We start from the raw sequence: 962 nt of genomic DNA on the forward strand, positions 1-962 counted from the left end.
CATAAATCTTTGTTAGTTCGGCAGGATCTTTCTTCCCTTGCATTTCTAAAATGGAATTAAGCAATTCTTCTTGTCGCCCGACAAGTGTGTTCATTCCGTCTTGTACAACAGCATTTTGACTTCCGAGTGTCGGATAGTTTGTATAGTAATCCTTCAATTCTTCCTCTACAGCTTCTTGTGACGATCCGCCACTATGCTTTGCCTTATTCATAAAAAGAGCCACTAGGACGACGGCAACTCCGCCTCCTAGTAATAGCATCTTTTGTTTTTTGTCAAACTTCGGTTTATGTTTTCCGCCACTCCCACCACTTGCAGGAGGGTCTAGTCTTTCGAATTCAGCCATTCCCTACACCCCCATAATTGGATTCCCAAAATAGTAACCTTGCGGGAAATCCTCTCGTCTTATTTGTTCGTTTTGCAAGTTTGGTCGTGTTTTCTCCCACGGCTCTTTTATTGGATCGGCAACCACCATTTTCGGTTGTTTTGCAGTGTGCTTTACAAGTAAGGCATAAGATCCGAGGTATTCGTCAAACTCTACATTCAATCTGATAGAAGGTTCATATACAGGTTTGTCCAATGCTTGGAACGCGTGACGGTTTAAATTGTCGCGTTTGTAATCCATGTAAAATCCTCCTATCTTCCTTGTAATGTTTTAATGCCTGCAATTGAATTTTTACCCATAGCCTCGATGATCGACACCGTTTCTCTACCATTGCTTAGGAATAAATAAATACCAATAAGCATCCCGATCCCCGCGATCATGTCGAATACTTTTGTCATACTCTCACCTCATTTAATAGTTTTATAAACTTGTCCGAATTTGTAACAACCATGCTCATTAAAACTAATAGCAAAAATCCATTTGTTACACGTTCATTCGTAAAGGATTGTAAGAGGACAGTTACGGACATAAAGAAAATGACAAACGGCATTGACTCCGTAAATTCTTTCATTCAAACCAC

2 protein-coding genes and 1 pseudogene are annotated in these 962 nt (G+C 40.1%); all 3 read right to left on the minus strand.

From position 1 onward, the window contains the following. Window positions 1-343: pseudogene (locus MR107_RS30135) on the minus strand (hypothetical protein); the annotation flags it as partial. Between the two features lie 3 nt (window positions 344-346). Further along, window positions 347-622, minus strand: a complete 276-nt coding sequence (locus tag MR107_RS30140) for a hypothetical protein (RefSeq protein ID WP_166696247.1) — start codon at window positions 620-622, stop codon at window positions 347-349. A gap of 11 nt (window positions 623-633) precedes the next feature. Further along, window positions 634-780, minus strand: coding sequence for a hypothetical protein (locus MR107_RS30145; protein WP_000169698.1), 147 nt, complete (start codon window positions 778-780; stop codon window positions 634-636). Window positions 781-962: the final 182 nt, after the last annotated feature.

It is taken from the genome of Bacillus cereus group sp. BfR-BA-01441 (assembly GCF_022663075.1).
In the GTDB taxonomy this organism is placed as follows: domain Bacteria; phylum Bacillota; class Bacilli; order Bacillales; family Bacillaceae_G; genus Bacillus_A; species Bacillus_A cereus.